The 14,427-nt window shown below is 70.4% G+C and carries 13 protein-coding genes; 9 read left to right on the forward strand and 4 right to left on the reverse strand.

The features are described 5' to 3' along the window. Positions 1-3: 3 nt before the first annotated feature. Entirely contained in the window at positions 4-1,353 is a 1,350-nt protein-coding gene (locus GVV75_RS01570) for a YibE/F family protein (RefSeq protein WP_159813206.1), read from the forward strand. Here the strand turns inward: GVV75_RS01570 and dusB are convergent. Then, positions 1,305-2,573, reverse strand: coding sequence for a tRNA dihydrouridine synthase DusB (gene dusB, locus GVV75_RS01575; RefSeq protein ID WP_159813208.1), 1,269 nt, complete (start codon positions 2,571-2,573; stop codon positions 1,305-1,307). The genes GVV75_RS01570 and dusB overlap by 49 nt on opposite strands. A gap of 60 nt (positions 2,574-2,633) precedes the next feature. Here dusB and GVV75_RS01580 point away from each other — a divergent pair, with 60 nt between their 5' ends. From GVV75_RS01580 to GVV75_RS01590, 3 genes are all read left to right on the forward strand, one after another. Then, positions 2,634-3,512 (forward strand): SDR family oxidoreductase, encoded by an 879-nt coding sequence (locus GVV75_RS01580; protein WP_236266025.1) that lies wholly within the window; start codon positions 2,634-2,636, stop codon positions 3,510-3,512. A 66-nt stretch (positions 3,513-3,578) separates the two neighbouring features. Continuing rightward, the gene (locus GVV75_RS01585) at positions 3,579-4,145 is read left to right on the forward strand and encodes a SixA phosphatase family protein (RefSeq protein WP_159813210.1); all 567 of its coding nucleotides are present in this window, start codon (positions 3,579-3,581) and stop codon (positions 4,143-4,145) included. A gap of 72 nt (positions 4,146-4,217) precedes the next feature. Continuing rightward, the gene (locus tag GVV75_RS01590) at positions 4,218-5,969 is read left to right on the forward strand and encodes an ABC transporter ATP-binding protein (RefSeq protein ID WP_159813212.1); all 1,752 of its coding nucleotides are present in this window, start codon (positions 4,218-4,220) and stop codon (positions 5,967-5,969) included. Positions 5,970-6,416: 447 nt separating this feature from the next. Here the strand turns inward: GVV75_RS01590 and serB are convergent, their stop codons facing one another. Together serB and glgC are read right to left on the reverse strand one after the other, a co-directional pair. Beyond that, positions 6,417-7,121, reverse strand: a complete 705-nt coding sequence (gene serB / locus GVV75_RS01595; protein WP_159813214.1) for a phosphoserine phosphatase SerB — start codon at positions 7,119-7,121, stop codon at positions 6,417-6,419. Between the two features lie 100 nt (positions 7,122-7,221). Beyond that, positions 7,222-8,466: a glucose-1-phosphate adenylyltransferase gene (gene glgC, locus GVV75_RS01600; protein ID WP_159523518.1), complete on the reverse strand. Its 1,245-nt coding sequence runs from the start codon at positions 8,464-8,466 to the stop codon at positions 7,222-7,224. Positions 8,467-8,685: 219 nt separating this feature from the next. Between glgC and glgA the strand changes: the two genes are divergently transcribed. Beyond that, complete coding sequence (gene glgA / locus GVV75_RS01605; RefSeq protein ID WP_159813310.1) at positions 8,686-9,915, forward strand: glycogen synthase; 1,230 nt, start codon at positions 8,686-8,688, stop codon at positions 9,913-9,915. Positions 9,916-9,979: 64 nt separating this feature from the next. Here glgA and GVV75_RS01610 read toward each other — a convergent pair whose 3' ends face one another. Then, complete coding sequence (locus GVV75_RS01610; RefSeq protein WP_159523516.1) at positions 9,980-10,729, reverse strand: hypothetical protein; 750 nt, start codon at positions 10,727-10,729, stop codon at positions 9,980-9,982. 141 nt (positions 10,730-10,870) lie between these two features. On the opposite strand from GVV75_RS01610, the gene GVV75_RS01615 reads away from it, so the two are divergent. From GVV75_RS01615 to GVV75_RS01630, 4 genes are all read left to right on the forward strand, one after another. Further along, positions 10,871-11,614, forward strand: a complete 744-nt coding sequence (locus GVV75_RS01615; RefSeq protein ID WP_159813216.1) for a hypothetical protein — start codon at positions 10,871-10,873, stop codon at positions 11,612-11,614. A 145-nt stretch (positions 11,615-11,759) separates the two neighbouring features. Next, a complete protein-coding gene (locus GVV75_RS01620; RefSeq protein WP_159813218.1) occupies positions 11,760-12,566 on the forward strand; it encodes an ABC transporter ATP-binding protein in 807 nt (268 codons plus the stop codon). 96 nt (positions 12,567-12,662) lie between these two features. Beyond that, positions 12,663-13,103, forward strand: coding sequence for an NfeD family protein (locus GVV75_RS01625; protein WP_159813220.1), 441 nt, complete (start codon positions 12,663-12,665; stop codon positions 13,101-13,103). Positions 13,104-13,159: 56 nt separating this feature from the next. Beyond that, positions 13,160-14,320, forward strand: coding sequence for an SPFH domain-containing protein (locus GVV75_RS01630; RefSeq protein ID WP_159523508.1), 1,161 nt, complete (start codon positions 13,160-13,162; stop codon positions 14,318-14,320). The last annotated feature ends 107 nt before the right edge of the window (positions 14,321-14,427 follow it).

Consider the following 14,427-nt stretch of genomic DNA (forward strand, 5'->3'; position numbering starts at 1 on the left):
GGCATGGCGGGGCACTCCCACCACCACGGCGCCTCGCCCGTCCCGGCGGGCGAGGCGCGCCGCGTGAGGATCGTGCTGGCCGCGATCGTCGTGCCGATCGTCCTGGCCACCCTCGTGGGGCTGGCGCTGCTGTGGCCGGGGAAGAGTTCGCTCATGGGCTCGCGGCCCTTCGCCGTGGCGGGTTCCTCCATCGAGACCGCCACGGTCACCTCCACCTCCGTGGAGGACTGCAAGGACTCCGCCAAGGCGCTCGGCAAGATCTCCGACGGCTCACTGCTCACTGACGCCGTGTGCGCCGAGATCACCAGCGGTGACGGCAAGGGTCTCGTCGTGCCGGTCCACGTCCCGGCCGAGTCGGCCCGCGTCGCCAACCCTGGTGACTCCATGAAGGTGCTCTACACGCCCAAGGCGCTGGCCGGCGGCACCCCCTACGTCTTCGTCGACTACCAGCGCGGCCTGCCGATCGGGCTGCTGGCGGCCGTCTATCTCGTGCTCGTGCTCGTGGTGGCCGGCAAGCGCGGCGCGCTCAGCGTCCTGGGGCTCATCATGGCCACCGCCGTGCTCATGGGCTTCATGATCCCCGCGCTCCTGGCCGGGGAGAGTGCGCTGGCCGTCACCCTCACCGGGTCGCTGGCGATGATGCTCATGGCGGTCTACGTGGCGCACGGCGTGTCGGTGCGCACCACCACCGCGCTGCTCGGCACCTTCACCGGCGTCATCATCACCGTGCTGCTCGCGCTGTGGGGGACGAGCTCGTCCAACCTGACCGGCGCCGTCGACGACACTGCCGTCACCCTCAACGGGCTCGTGCGCGAGGCCGGCGTCCACCTCGACCTGCGGGCCCTGCTCACCTGCGGGATGGTGGTGGCGGGGCTCGGCGTCCTCAACGACGTCACCATCACGCAGGCCTCGGCCGTCTGGGAACTGCACGCCGCCAACCCCGCCATGCCCCGGGGCCGCCTGTTCACCGGCGGCATGAGGATCGGGCGCGACCACATCGCCTCCACCGTCTACACCCTCGCCTTCGCCTACGCGGGCACCGCGCTCCCGCTCATCCTCTCCGCCGCGCTCATCGACCGCTCCGTGATCGACACGCTGCTCAGCGGGGAGATCGGTGAGGAGATCGTGCGCACGCTGGTGTCCTCCATCGGTCTGGTCCTGGCGATCCCCGCGACCACTGCCATCGCCACCATCCTGTGCCGTACCGGTGGGGCGGCGCAGGACGCCGACGGCGCGAGGGACCCGGCCGGCCCGAGGGCGGCTGGTGCGAGGGCGGCCGGCCCTGGCGGTCCTGGCGGCCTGGCTCAGCCCCCCGAGACGTCCGACTCGGCCTCGCCCAGCAACTCGGCCTGATCGGCGTCGAGCACGGAGGAGTCCAGCCAGCCATCGGGCAGGTGGGGGCGCTTCGGATGGCCCGCGCGGCCACGGGGCCCCTCGACGGTCTCGCCGGGGTAGGGCACCTGGGCGGGCAGGTGCGAGCGCATGACCCCCAGGGCGGCGTCGAGTTCGGCCAGCGAGCCCACTCGCATGAGCGCGTTGCGGGCCGCCCCGCCCACCGGGTAACCCTTGAGGTACCAGCCCACGTGCTTGCGCAGGTCGCGCACGCCCCGGTCCTCGCCCATCTCATCGGCCAACAGCCGCGCGTGCTCGCGGATGACGGCGATGACGCCGTCGAGATCCGGCCGCGCGCGGGAGGCCTCGCCGCGCATGGCGGCGACGATGTCGGCGAAGAGCCATGGGCGCCCCTGGCAGCCGCGCCCCACGACCACGCCGTCACAGCCGGTGGCGGCCATCATGCGCACGGCGTCATCCCCCACCCAGATATCCCCGTTGCCCAGCACTGGCAGGCGTGTGGACTCCTTGAGCTCGGCAATGCGGGCCCAGTCCGCCTGACCCGAGTAATGCTGCCGGGCGGTGCGCGCGTGCAGGGCGACGGCGGCGATGCCTGCGCGCTCGGCCGCGCGGGCGGCGTCGAGGAAGGTCTCGTGGGACTCGTCGATCCCCACGCGCATCTTCATCGTCACCGGCACCTCCCGCGGGCGATGAGCGGCCCGGGCGGCGCTCTCCGCGGCGCTCACGCACTCGCGCAGGATCGCGGCGAGCAGGTCCCGCTTCCACGGCAGGGCGGCGCCCCCGCCCTTGCGGGTCACCTTGGGCACGGGGCAGCCGAAATTGAGGTCGATGTGGTCTGCGAGGTCCTCCTCGACGAGGATGCGCACGGCCTTGCCCGCGATGACGGGGTCGACGCCGTAGAGCTGGATCGAGCGGACCCGCTCGGCGGGGTCGGTGCGCACCATGGCGAGGGTCTTCTCATTGCGCTCCACGAGGGCCCGGGTGGTGACCATCTCCGTGACGTACAGGCCCGCGGGTGCCCGCAGGCCACCGGAATCGGTGGGGATCGGCCCCGGGGCGGCGGGGCGCGCGGCCTCGGGGAGCGCGGACTCGGCGGCTTGGCGGCACAGCCGGCGGAAGGAGGCGTTCGTGACGCCAGCCATCGGGGCGAGGACCACGGGCATGGGCACCTCGATGGGGCCCAGGCGCAGCGGGGCGGGGGAGTGCGAAGGGGCGGTCACGCGCCCATGCTGGCACGGAGTCACCGCCCCGAGGGCGGCGCCACCCCGTAGGCTGTGCCTGTGACGGCTGCGACGGGCCCGGGTGGGGCCATGAATCCGAGGGATCCGAGCCCAGGCGCACCCCCCGGGCTGCTGCGGGGGCGCACGGTCCTCATCACCGGGGTGATGCGCCCCTCCTCGATCGCCGCCTCCGTGGCCCGCGCCGCCGCCGAGCAGGGCGCCCGCGTCATCCTCACCACGCACCCGCGCGCCCGGGCCCTCACGGAGTCCGTCGCCGCGCTGCTGGGACTGGCCGAGCCCGTGGTGGGGCTCGATGTGGCCGATCCCGCGTCCCTGGCCGCGCTGCCGGGCGAGTTGGAGCGCCTTGGCGTGGTGCGGCTCGACGGCGTCGTCCACTCGATCGCCCGCGCCAGCCGCGACCTCCTCGGGACGGTGCTGCCCGCCGGTTTGCAGGAGGCGGACGACGGCGAGCGGGCGCGCCTGGAGGAGGCGGGGGAGGCGCGCATGGCGGCGCTCCGCGACGCATTCATCGTCTCCGCCGCGTCCCTGGCCGCGCTCGTCGAGGCGACGGCGCCGCTGTTGGGGCGGGGGAGCTCTGTGCTCGCCCTCACCTTCGACACCTCCCGCGTTTACCCCGGCTATGGCTGGATGGGACCGCTCAAGGCCGCCCTCGAGGCCTCGGCGCGGGCCCTCGCCGTCGAGCTCGGGCCCCGGGGCGTGCGGGTCAACACCCTGTCCGCCGGGCCGCTGCGCACGACGGCGGCCTCCGCGATCCCCGGTTTCGATGATCTCGTGGACGGTTGGGGGGCGGTTGCCCCGCTCGGCTGGGACCCCAATGACGCGTCGCCGGTGGCGCGCACCGCCGTCGCCCTCCTGTCCGACTGGATGCCCGCGACCACCGGGGCCGTCATCCACGCCGACGGCGGGGCGACCCTGTGATCGTCGGTGTCGTCCGGCGGCGCGCCGGCCACCGATCCGCACGCTCTCAATCCGCGAGGAGGACCCATGACTGAGACCGCTCCCGGAGCCGCTGTTGGCGCCGCTGTTGGCGCCGCTCCCGGCGCCGCCGATGCCGCCCAGGCCCGCACGCTCGTCCTCATCCGTCACGCTCGTGCCGCCGCGGCGCCCACGGATATCGAGCGCCCACTGTCCGACGCCGGCGCGGCGCAGGCCCGGGCCCTGGCGGCGGCTCTCGCCACCCGGGTGGGCAGTGCCGACCTGCTCATCGTCTCGCCCGCCAGGCGCGCGCGGCAGACCTCCCAGCCGATCGCCGAGAGGCTGTCCCCGGGGCGGACCCTCGTGGAGGAGGACGTGTACTTCGGGGGAGGCCGGGCCGTCCTCGAACTGGTGCGTCAGGCGCGGCCGGGCGCGCGCACGGTGATCGTGGTGGGGCACGAGCCGACGACCTCCGAGCTCGCCGCCTATCTCGATGGGGGAGTGAGCGACCTCGGGCGGCGGGTCTCCTACGGCATGTCGACCGCCAACGCCGCCGTGCTGCGGGTGGGCTCGCCCTGGGCCGCCCTCACCGGCGGTTCCGCCGAGGTCATCGATCTTCTCACCCCCGCCCATTAGAGGATGATTAATGTGGAGACTGAGTTTGAGTCACGGCTATTGATGCGCGGGGCGGCTCCCCTGTCCCGGACGATGAGCATCGCTTGGAGTCGGATTGACGGGAGCGCGCGTCGCCGCTTCGCCGTGATCGGAATATTGTCGATAGTGTCCGGCGTCCTCCCTGGGGCGCAAGTGTATGCGGTCGGAGCTCTCGTATCGTCAGTCGTGGACAGCGCCGACTATAGGGGGTACCTCGTTTGGGCCATCGTGTTCGGAGTGGTTGTCTTCGTAAAATATGTTCTTGAGAACATAATCAAATTCCTTGGGGATGTCTTAACCTTAAGGCTATCGTATGACATAGAGATCGACGCGGTTCAGCGACTGGGGGACATGGAGGTGCAAAATTTTGAGTCCTCAAAGACGTATGACATCATTCAACGCGTGGACGAATCGACGGGCGAGCACGTCTACGGCTTGTTTGATACGCTGAGATCCGCGATTCAGGCGCTGCTGTCGCTGCTGAGCATATGCGCAGTGCTCTGGCAATGGAGCCCCGTTATTGCATCAATGCTCCTTGTCGCCCCTATCCCTGGATGCGTCGCCACTTTTCGCGTTCAAACGAGGGCTTATGATATAGAGTACAAGCGCGCCACGAAGGCAAGGCTGGCGGGATACCTCCGCGGCTTGCTCATGTCGGATAGTGCCAAGAAGGAGACTCGTCTGTTCCGCCTGGACGAACTGTTCACGAACTCATATTCGTCGATCAAGAAAAATTTCTTGCGCCAAGACATCGGCCTGGCGCGCTTCGCTCTCCTCCAGGCCGGAGGCCTTGGGGCGGCCTCTGTGCTCGCCAGCTTCGGCGCAGTGGTTTACGCGGCAATTATTGCCGAGGCGCATAATAGGGTAGGCGAGCTTGCGGGATTTATTTCGGCCACTACTCAGGTCGGCCCATTAGTGCTCGCGGCGTTCATCGGCTTCACAGGCATTTATCAGCATCTTCTTTATGTGTCAAATTGGGCGGCATTGGTTGATACGCAACCCGCCCGTATCGCTGAAGGCGCGTTCCGAGGGCCTTCCGATGGGCGCGGCGGCTCAGTGGAGTTCCGTAATGTGAGCTTCCGATATCCCGGGACTGATGTTCTCGCATTGAATGATGTTTCCTTTTCGATCGACAGTGGCAGTATCACCGCTTTTGTTGGAATCAACGGTTGTGGCAAATCAACGATATGTAAATTACTGTTGAGGTTCTATGAGCCGGATGAAGGGGAAATTTTTGTTGATGGCCGCCCCATCGGAGAGCTGTCGCGAGAATATTTGTACTCATGGTCCTCCGCTCTTTTCCAAGATTTCGTTAAATATGAGAGATCGTTGCGAGACAATATTGAGTACGGCTATCCGCGAGATCGCGGCACTGCTGATGATGAACGACTCTGGGATTCTCTTGAGGCGGTCGGGCTGAGAGATTGGGCGATGTCCCTGCCTGAGCGGTTGAACACGATGCTGGGACGGCATTTTGAGGGAGGCCATCAACCGTCTATTGGGCAATGGCAGCGGATCGCGGCTGCGAGAGCCTTGGTGAAGAAGCCTCGCCTGCTGGTCCTTGACGAGCCGACTGCGTCTGTGGACGCGGTCTCGGAGAAGATACTTTTCGAGGCCATGGCCGCGCTTGGGGGCGAGACGACGGTCGTGCTCGTCTCGCATAGATTCGCCACAGTGGCTCATGCGGACAGGATCATCGTCATCGATGATGGCGCGGTCGTTGGCGTTGGCGGGCACGCGGACCTAATGGAAGACTGTGCGCATTATCGCGATATGTATGACGCCCAGGGCCTGCAGGCCCGTTGATCGGTCCTGCCGGAAACAGCGAGCACAGCTAGGACGCGGGTTACCGCGCTCACGGCCACTTTACGGGCCTTCACGGTCCGCGCTAACGCACTCCTGATGTCTGAGGGCAGGCGTCGTCCGGCCTCGACGAATTGCTGTCCCGCGGCTCACGCGTCGATGGGAGCCTCACCGTGTCGCCTGCCGCCTGCGCCCCCTCCGGTACCACCGTCGAGCACGTCGGCGGTCGGCGCCGGGGCGGTGGCCTCGCTCGGGCCGCGGCATCGCCGTCGGGCCCCAACCCTAGGGCCCTGCCCACCCCCGGCGCTAGACCCCACCGTCAATCTGTGGAAAACCCCCACCAAGCCCACCCCACCAGCACCGCCCTGTAGACAACCGACCGGTCTCGCCCCTAACAACGACCGGTCTCGCCCGTGTTTTCGACCGGTCTCGCCAAAGGGGGCGGTGCGGCTAGAGGAGGTCGAGCACGAGGCGCAGGTCGCGCTCGTCGATTCGCGCTGGCGCCTGCTCGCGGAGCAACGGCTTGGCGCAGAAGGCCACGCCGATCCCCGCGGCACGTATCATGTCGAGATCGTTCGCGCCGTCGCCCACCGCCACCGTGCGCTCCATCGGCACCGAGCGCTCAGCCGCCCACTGGTGCAGGCAGGCTTCCTTCGCCCGTCGGTCCACGATCTTTCCCAGGACCCGCCCGGTGAGGCGCCCATTGGCGACCTCCAGCCGGTTTGCGGCGACATGGTCGATCCCCAGGCGCTCGGCCAGGGGTAGGACGACCTCCTCGAAGCCCCCCGAGACCACGCCCACGGCGCAGCCCCGCTCATGCAGCGCCGCGATGAGATCCTCCGCCCCGCGTGTCAGGCGCACCTCGGCCAGGACCTCGGCGAACACGGTTTCCGGCACGCCCGCCAGCGTTGCCACCCGCTCGCGCAGCGAGGCCGCGAAGTCCAACTCGCCGCGCATCGCCCGCTCAGTGACGGCGGCGACCTCCTCGCGAGTCCCCGCCCGCTCGGCGATGAGCTCGATGACCTCCTGCTCGATGAGCGTGGAGTCCACGTCCATGACCAGCAGCCCAGGGCCCTGCGGGGCCAGAGCCCCACGGGCCCCCGAGACCCGAGAAGTGGGTGAGGCGGGGGATGCGGCGGCGCTCGTGGGAATCATGGACGCGATCGTACCGAGCGCGCGCCTGGGTGCGCGGCGCGTCCTGTCGGCTGCGCCGCGCACCCCGCGCACCGGGGTATCTACTCAGGTGGCCGGCGCGTCAGCGCGCGACAACCTTGCCCTTGGGGACCACGGTGATGCCGGACTCGGTGACGGTGAAGCCGCGCTCGAGGTCGTGCTCGCGATCGATGCCGACCATCGCGCCCTCCTCGATTACCACGTGCTTGTCGAGGATCGCGCGGTTGACCACTGTGTTCCGCCCGATCTGCGCGCCATCCATGATCACCGACGAGCGCACCGAGGACCACGAGTTCACCCGCACCGACGGCGAGAGCACCGAGGAGATCACCTCACCACCGGAGATGATGACGCCGGGTGAGACGATCGAGTCAACGGCGTGCCCCAGGCGCTCGTGGTGCCCGTAGACGAACTTCGCCGGAGGCATCGAGGCGTCGTAGCCGGCGAACAGGGGCCAGCGGTCGTTGTACAGGTTGAACACGGGGCTGACGCTGATGAGGTCCTGGTGGGCCTCGTAGAAGGCGTCCACCGTCCCGACGTCGCGCCAGTAGTTGCGGTCGCGCTCGCTCGCGCCGGGGACGTCGTTGTCCTTGAAGTCGTAGACGCCGGCCTCGCCCCGGGAGACGAACCACGGCACGATGTTGCCGCCCATGTCGTGCTTGGAGGACTCGTCGGCGGCGTCAGCAGTCACGGCCTCCAGGAGGGCGTCGGCGTTCATGATGTAGTTCCCCATCGAGGCGAGGACCTCGTCGGGAGAGTCGGGCAGCCCGGGGGTGTCCTTCGGCTTCTCCACGAAGGCCTTGATGACCCCCCGGTTGACCGGGTCGGACTCGATGACGCCGAACTGGTCCGCCAGGGACCGGGGCTGGCGGATGCCCGCGACGGTGCAGGGCAGCCCGGAGGCGATGTGGTGGTCCAGCATCTGGGAGAAGTCCATGCGGTAGATGTTGTCCGCGCCGGTGATCACCACGTAGTCCGGCCGCTCGTCGTCGAGCAGGTTGAGAGACTGGTAGATCGCGTCCGCCGAGCCGAGGAACCAGTGCTTGCCCACGCGCTGCTGCGCGGGCACGGGCGCGATGTAGTTGCCCAGCATGTTGGACAGGCGCCAGGTCTTGGCGATGTGACGGTCCAGCGAGTGCGACTTGTACTGGGTCAGCACGACGACCTTGAGGAAGCCGCTGTTGATCATGTTGGACAGGGAGAAGTCGATGAGCCGGTAGATCCCGCCGAAGGGCACGGCGGGCTTGGCACGATCGACGGTCAGGGGCATCAGGCGCTTGCCTTCACCGCCGGCGAGGATGACTGCGAGGACACGTGGGGAAGCCATGGGGCCACCTTACGGTGATCGAGGCCACTCATGCGACCGGTTTGGGGGTGCGGGTCGGCATCTGAGCGCACCGCTTGGCGCCGGGGACGGGCTGAAACCCCGGCGGCGCGCCGCCCGATCCCGCTACCGTTGCGCTGAGGCCCGCATCACGGCCGACGGCGCCCTGGCCAGCAGGGCGGCCCGAACGCGCAGCCGAGGAGGCACAGGCACATGGCGTCACTGAGAGTCGATCTGCTCACCAAGGAGTACCCGCCGTTCATCTACGGAGGCGCTGGCGTCCACGTCAACGAGCTCGCGCGCGTGCTGCGGCCCCTGGCCGATGTGCGCGTCCACGCCTTCGGGGGGGCCCGCGAGCCGGGCAGCGAGGGGGCCGACGACGGCGTCACGGGCTACCCGGAGATCGCGGAGCTGGATGGGGCGAATGCGGCGCTGCGCACCTTCGGCGTCGACCTGGAGATCGCCGCCGGCTGCGAGGGCGCCGACATCGTCCATTCCCACACCTGGTACGCCAACCTCGCCGGCCACCTCGCCTCCCTCCTCCACGGCGCCCCGCACGTCATCTCCGCCCACTCCCTGGAGCCCCTGCGCCCCTGGAAGGCCGAGCAGCTCGGTGGGGGCTACGCCCTGTCCTCCTGGGCGGAGCGCACCGCCTACGAGGCCGCCGCCGGCGTCATCGCCGTCTCCAACGGCATGCGCGCCGACATCCTGCGCTCCTACCCGGCCATCGATCCCGAGCGGGTCAAGGTCGTCCACAACGGCATCGACCTCGACGCCTGGCAGCGCCCCGCCGGCCCCGGGGCCGATGCCGCGTCCAACGCCGCCCTGGAGCGACTGGGCATTGACGCCTCGCGGCCCACCATCGTGTTCGTCGGACGCATCACCCGCCAGAAAGGCCTGCCCTACCTGCTGCGCGCCTGCGAGCTCCTGCCCGCCGAGGTCCAGGTGATCCTGTGCGCCGGAGCCCCGGACACCGCGGAGATCAAGGCGGAGGTCGAGGGCCTCGTGGCGGGGCTGCGCGAGAAGCGCACCGGCGTGGTGTGGATCGAGGAGATGCTGCCGCGGCCTGAGCTCATCGCCGTCCTGTCCGCCTCCGACGTCTTCGTGTGCCCGAGCGTCTACGAGCCCCTGGGCATCGTCAACCTCGAGGCCATGGCCTGCGGGCTGCCCGTCGTCGGCTCGGCCACGGGTGGCATCCCGGATGTCATCGTCGACGGCGAGACCGGCCTCCTGGTACCCATCGAGCAGGTCACCGACGGCACCGGGACCCCCGTGGAGCCCGAGGCCTTCGTCCACGACCTCGCCGAGCGCCTCACCTCGCTCGTCATGGATGAGGCCCTGGCCCAGCGCATGGGCCGGGCGGCCCGCGCCCGCGTGGAGCAGCACTTCTCCTGGGAAGCGATCGCCCAGCGCACGATGGAGGTCTACCGCTGGGTGCTCGACCGCGGCTGATCCCTCGATAGCGCTCCCGCCCCGGTCTCGCGCGGGTCGCGGGCCGGCCGGGGCCGGGTTGCCCTCAGCGCGCCCCGGCCCACCAGTCCGTTGCCGCGGCCACGCCGTGGCGTGCGGTGTCCCGCAGGGGGCGCAGCACCCGCGCCCTCCGCTCGGCCTGGAGCGCCGTCGCCGCGGCGCCGTCGTCGGCCAGCGCGATCTCGCAGATGCCCAGCAGGCGCAGTGAGCGCTCCAGGAGCTCGCGGCGCCGCTGGTCCATCCCCGGTGGCAGGAGGCGCGGGTCCGCGACGGCGGTGATGAGATCCGTCAGATCGTCGGCCAGTTCGGGGCGCTCCCGGGCCAGGTCCAGCTCGGTGAGCGCCGCGATGGCCTCCTCCGTCGCCGCATGAACCTGGGCGCGCGCGTGCGCGGCATCGAAGGGGGGAACCGCCTCACCGGGCCCCGCGGGCCCAGTACCCAGTTCGACGAGGCGCCACACCGCGCTCGTTCCTGACGGCTCGGGGATGAGCAGGCGCGTGCGGGCCCCATGCGGGCCGCCTCGCCCCGCCGCGGTCCGCAGCAGCACCGCCTCACCGGCGTCGAGCGCCGAGCCCAGCCCTGGCAGGGGGTCAGAGGGACTGGGGAGCACCGCCGCCACTCGCTCGGGCCGTCCCGCCAGGGTCATCCACTCCAGCAGGGGCACCTGACCGCCGAACTCCGGATCAGCGACCGCGTGGGCGCCGTCGGCGCCCTCGACGACGGCGGCGCCGCGTGAGGAGGGAACGGGCAGCCACAGGGCGAGCAGGATCGAGGGGCGGAGGTCGAGGTCAGTCACGCTGCGCACCTTAAACCGTTGGGAGCGCTGCGATTGCGAGGCCGCACCGCGCCGCGGGGACGTAAAATGAAGGCACTCCGTCCCCGCTGGACCGGCGTCCCCACCGGCCTCCCACCGGGGCAGCGTCTCCTGGAGGCACTGATGCCCACCGCCCCTGTCCCCTCACGCTGCGCGCGCTGCGATCGCCGGATGCCGATCCTCGCGGCCCTGCTCCTGCCCGCGCTCATCCCATTGGCCGCCTGCGGGTCGGGGTCCGGGCCGGGCGCGCCGAGCGCCGCGCCGTCGGCCCCTGGCGTCGCCGCGGAGCAGGACCCGGCCCCAGCCGGCGCGGTACCGGCGTCGGAGGCTCCCTCCGCGCTGCCCTCCGGGGCCGCCACCACCCTCAGCCCCCTGCCCTCGGCATCGACCTCCGCCGTTGACCCCGCTGACTACTCCTACCCCGGCTTCGACGGCGTCGCCTTCCTCACCCCCAGCCGGAACATCGCCTGCGTGATCGGCCCCGCCTCCTTCCCTGACGCGCTCGGATCCGATTCCGCGCGAGCCGTCGCCCCGCAGGCCTCCTGCGAGCTGGCGGACAGCCCCGAGCTCCGCGCCGAGGACCAGGACGCCAACGGCTGCCCCACCGGGCCGCTGACCAAGGGCATCATCCGCACCGGTGAGGCCGGCCCCTCCTATGGCGCGTGCAAGACCGATATCAACGGGATCACCGCCTGGAGGAACGGGGGCGGCGCCATCACCGACTTCGACGCCTTCGGATCACTGGGCTACGGCCGGTCCGTGAGCGCGCACGGCTACACCTGCTCCAGCGTGGAGTCGGGCGTGACCTGCCTGGACGGCGCCGGGCGCGGCTTCACCATCAGCCGGGATGAGTACGCCCTCCACTGAGGGGCTCCCTGCCGGCGCGCCGGACCGGTCTCGATCGTAATTTCGACCGGTCTCGGCGCTGTTTTCGACCGGTCTCGATCGAGGAGGGGAGGGCTGTGCGCGAGTGCGTGCGACTCAGGTCACGCGGGCGGGATAGGGTTATCCCATGACCCGTGTTCTTCTCCTCGACGACGTATCCCTGCACCGTGGGAGCACGCAGATCCTCGACCACCTCTCCTGGAGGGTCGACGAGGGCCAGCACTGGGTGGTCCTCGGGCCCAACGGCGCCGGCAAGACCACGGCCGCCCGCATGGCCTCCGCCCGTCTCTTCCCCTCCTCGGGGGCCGTGGAGGTCCTGGGGCGGCGCCTGGGCAGGGTGGACATCTCCGAGCTCCACCCCCGCATCGGGCTGAGCTCGTCGGCGATGGCCTCCAGCTTCCAGGCGGGGGACCGCGTGCTCGACATCGTCCTGTCGGCCTCCTACGGCCGCATCGGCGTCTGGCGCGAGGAGTACGAGGACAAGGACACCGAGCGGGCCACCGCGCTGCTCACGGCGCTCGGCTCGGGCGAGCTCATCGAGCGCCCCTGGGCGAGCCTGTCCTCCGGCGAGCGCAAGCGCGTGGAGATCGCCCGCGCCCTCATGCCCGACCCCGAGCTCCTCATCCTCGACGAGCCCGCCTCGGGGCTCGACGTCGCCGGGCGCGAGCAGTTGCTGGGGGCGCTCAGCCAGATCGTGTCCACCCCCTCCTCCCCGACGATGGTCATGGTCACCCACCACCTGGAGGAGATCCCGGTGGGCTTCACCCACGCCCTGGCCCTGCGCGGCGGGCGGGCCGTGGCCTCGGGCGCCCTGGGCGAGGTCCTCACCAGCTCGACCATGTCGGCCACCTTCGGCCTGCCCCTGGAGATCACGACGGACCGCGGGCGCTTCACCGCCCGCGGGGCCAGCGGCCCCGCCGTTCACCAGGCCTGAGCCGGGCCTGGATCCGATCGGGGCGATCAGCGGGCCCCATCCCCATCCCACTCATCAACCACGGCCCAGTCCCATTGGGCAGAAAGCGAGACCGCCATGGAATGGATCTGGTGGCTCGGCGCCGCCCTCATCCTGGCCATCGTCGAGACCCTCTCGGCCGATCTCACCCTCCTCATGCTCGCTGGGGGCGCGCTCGGCGGCATGATCGCCTCCCTCCTGGGGGCGCCCCTGTGGCTGCAGGTGATCGGGGCCGCCGGGGTCGCCAGCCTGCTCCTCCTCGCCGTCCGCCCGGCCCTCAAGCGCCGCATGTCCGCCTCCGCGCCGAGGATGCGCACCAACGCCGACGCCATCGTCGGCTCATCCGGCCGAGCCCTGACCGCCGTGGACGCCCTGGGAGGCCGGGTACGCCTGGGCGGGGCGGAGTGGAGCGCCCGCCTGGCCGAGGGCCACGGGCCCGGCGCCAGGCTCGAGCCCGGCGCGGCCATCACCGTCATCTCGATCGACGGCGCCACCGCCGTCGTCGCCCCCGCTGACTGACCAGTCATCCGCCCCGGGCCCTACCCCCGCGGCGGCCCCCTATCTAAGGAACTGATATGGAGAACGTCATCCTCATCATCCTCGGCCTTTTCCTCCTACTCGTCCTCGTGGCGATCGTGCGCGCCGTGAGGATCGTGCCCCAGTCGTACGCGATCATCGTCGAGCGCCTGGGCAAGTTCCAGGCCGAGTTCGGCGCGGGGATGCACCTCCTGGTGCCCTTCGTGGACCGCGTGCGCACCATCGTGGACCTGCGCGAGCAGGTGGTGTCCTTCCCGCCGCAGCCGGTTATCACCTCCGACAACCTCGTGGTGTCCATCGACTCCGTCATCTACTACCAGGTGACCGACCCCAAGCGCGCCACCTACGAGATCTCCAACTACCTCCAGGCCATCGAGCAGCTCACCGTCACCACGCTGCGCAACGTCATCGGCGCCATGGACCTGGAGCAGACGCTGACCAGCCGCGACCAGATCAACGGCCAACTGCGCGGCGTCCTCGACCAGGCCACCGGCCGCTGGGGCATCCGCGTGAGCAACGTGGAGCTCAAGTCCATCGACCCGCCCGCCTCCATCCAGGGCGCCATGGAGCAGCAGATGCGCGCCGAGCGCGACCGCCGCGCCGCCATCCTCACGGCCGAGGGCGTCAAGCAGTCCCAGATCCTCACGGCCGAGGGCGATAAGCAGTCCGCCATCCTGCGCGCCGAAGGCCAGGCCCAGTCCGCGATCCTCAAGGCCCAGGGCGAGTCCCGGGCCATCCTCCAGGTCTTCGACGCCATCCACCGCGGCAACGCCGACCCCAAGCTGCTGGCCTACCAGTACCTGCAGACCCTGCCCAAGATCGCCAACGGCCAGTCCTCCAAGATGTGGGTGGTGCCCACGGAGTTCACCGCGGCTCTCAACGGCATTGCCGGCGCGCTGGGCGGAAAGGGGGCCGACGGCCCATCGGCCGCCTTCGCCGACGCCGGTGACTCCGGTGAGGTCCGGGTGGATCTGGCGGGCATGGAGACCGGCCTCGACATCGCCTCCGACCTGGCCGCCACGAACCTGCAGACCCCCGAGGAGGCCCTGGCGCAGGCCCGCGGCGAGGCGGCCTCCGCCTCGCAGGAGGCGGCCGAGGCGCCGCAGTCCACCGGTGGGGCTGACCCGGCGGGCCCCTCCTTCCCGGCGTCGCGGGGCGGCGCGCACCGCCAGGAGCCCGAGCCCCCGGCGCAGGGGTGAGGCGCGTCCCAAAACCCAACGGCGCAACGGGGGGACATGGAATCGGCCGACCGGCCGTCCTAGTCTCCCCGTTGTGCTGCCTGCCCTCTCACGCCCTCCCCTCGATC

Origin of the sequence: Actinomyces sp. zg328 (assembly GCF_009829635.1) — a bacterium.
Classification (GTDB): domain Bacteria; phylum Actinomycetota; class Actinomycetes; order Actinomycetales; family Actinomycetaceae; genus Actinomyces; species Actinomyces marmotae.

Bases quoted from the DNA above. Each gene is read 5' to 3' on its own strand.
- GVV75_RS01570 (WP_159813206.1), top strand. From the start codon at position 4: ATGGCGGGGCACTCCCACCACCACGGCGCCTCGCCCGTCCCGGCGGGC.
- GVV75_RS01585 (WP_159813210.1), top strand. From the start codon at position 3,579: ATGACTGAGACCGCTCCCGGAGCCGCTGTTGGCGCCGCTGTTGGCGCC.
- GVV75_RS01590 (WP_159813212.1), top strand. From the start codon at position 4,218: ATGAGCATCGCTTGGAGTCGGATTGACGGGAGCGCGCGTCGCCGCTTC.
- serB (WP_159813214.1), bottom strand. From the start codon at position 7,121: ATGATTCCCACGAGCGCCGCCGCATCCCCCGCCTCACCCACTTCTCGG.
- glgC (WP_159523518.1), bottom strand. From the start codon at position 8,466: ATGGCTTCCCCACGTGTCCTCGCAGTCATCCTCGCCGGCGGTGAAGGC.
- GVV75_RS01615 (WP_159813216.1), top strand. From the start codon at position 10,871: ATGCCCACCGCCCCTGTCCCCTCACGCTGCGCGCGCTGCGATCGCCGG.
- GVV75_RS01620 (WP_159813218.1), top strand. From the start codon at position 11,760: ATGACCCGTGTTCTTCTCCTCGACGACGTATCCCTGCACCGTGGGAGC.
- GVV75_RS01625 (WP_159813220.1), top strand. From the start codon at position 12,663: ATGGAATGGATCTGGTGGCTCGGCGCCGCCCTCATCCTGGCCATCGTC.
- GVV75_RS01630 (WP_159523508.1), top strand. From the start codon at position 13,160: ATGGAGAACGTCATCCTCATCATCCTCGGCCTTTTCCTCCTACTCGTC.